At 60.4% G+C, this 326-nt stretch carries 1 protein-coding gene; it reads left to right on the plus strand.

Going from position 1 to position 326, the window contains the following annotated elements:
- Nucleotides 1-326 (plus strand): ArdC-like ssDNA-binding domain-containing protein (locus tag MTR62_RS21235; RefSeq protein ID WP_244024669.1); only part of this gene is annotated, 326 nt, incomplete at both ends.

A 326-nucleotide genomic window follows, 5' to 3' on the forward strand; every position in this document is an offset into this window, starting at 1 on the left:
CCGAACAACGGAGTAACCGGGCGCATCTACAGCGGCATAAACGTGTTGATCCTGTGGGCAGCCGGGATCGGGGGCGGCTATTCCTCGCAGCGCTGGCTTACCTACAAGCAGGCCGAGAAGGCAGGCGGCAACGTCAAGCGCGGAGAGAAGGGAACGGTCATTTGTTACGCGGATCGTTTCACGCCCAAGGACGAGGCGCAGAAGGCGCAAAGCGAGGAGCGTGACGCGCGCACCGTGGCGTTCCTTAAGAGGTTCACGGTCTTCAATTTGGACCAGTGCGAGGGCCTGTCGATTGATGCGGGCGAAGCTTCAAATGTTCCCGATCC

The organism is Novosphingobium organovorum (assembly GCF_022832435.1).
Taxonomy (GTDB): domain Bacteria; phylum Pseudomonadota; class Alphaproteobacteria; order Sphingomonadales; family Sphingomonadaceae; genus Novosphingobium; species Novosphingobium organovorum.